The following is a 732-nucleotide window of genomic DNA, read 5'->3' on the forward strand; positions in this document are numbered from 1 at the left end:
CGAGGCACTCGGCCGCCCCGCCGCCCAGGACTGGCGCATCCCGCCGCCCCCCGCCCCCCCCCCGCGCCCCCCCGCCAGGCCGCGCCCGCGGCCCCGCCCGGGACCTGGGCCGCGGTGGCCGCCACCCGCACCGTCACCGGCGCCGGCAGCAGCGGCAGCCCCGCCGTGTCCGCGAGTCCGGCCGGACCGGGCTGCGGCTCGGCCGCCACCCGCTCCGTGGTGCCGCGGCAGGTCGGGCAGTCCACCACGTGCTGCACCAGCTCGCGGCGGAGCGCCGGGCCGAGCACCCAGCCGCTGCGGCCCTCCGCGCCCGCCCCGCCGAGCTGGGCGCCCTCCGGGCCGCCGCCCGCGGCGAGCACCAGCAGGGCCGCGCGGGTGCGCCCGACCTCGGCGGCGGCCGTCTCCAGCAGCTCCTCGGCGGGCGGCAGCGGCACGGCCAGCACGGCCGCCACCTCCTCCGGCGCCAGCCCGTGACGGACCGCCAGCTCCAGCGCCTCGCGCTGCTCGGGGCGGGTGCCGGCCGCCTCGGGCCAGGCCAGCCGGGCCAGCTCCTCGCGGCTGTGGGCGAGCACGGCGGCCCCGGCCGCGCGGGCCGGGCCGATCCCGCCCGCGCCGGTCGTGCCCGTGCCGGTGGCGGTGCCGGTTCCCGTGGCCGTCGTGCGCGCGCCGCCGGCGGCGCGCGGGGCCTTCCCCCCCCCCCCCCCCCCCCCCCCCCCCCCCCCCCCCCCCGGG

At 85.7% G+C, this 732-nt stretch carries 1 pseudogene; it reads right to left on the reverse strand.

Features of this window, described 5'->3' with window-relative positions:
• Positions 1 to 572: pseudogene (locus ABD353_RS39780) on the reverse strand (sigma-70 family RNA polymerase sigma factor); the annotation flags it as partial.
• Positions 573 to 732: the final 160 nt, after the last annotated feature.

Source organism: Kitasatospora arboriphila (genome assembly GCF_039528095.1).
Classification (GTDB): Bacteria; Actinomycetota; Actinomycetes; order Streptomycetales; family Streptomycetaceae; genus Kitasatospora; species Kitasatospora arboriphila.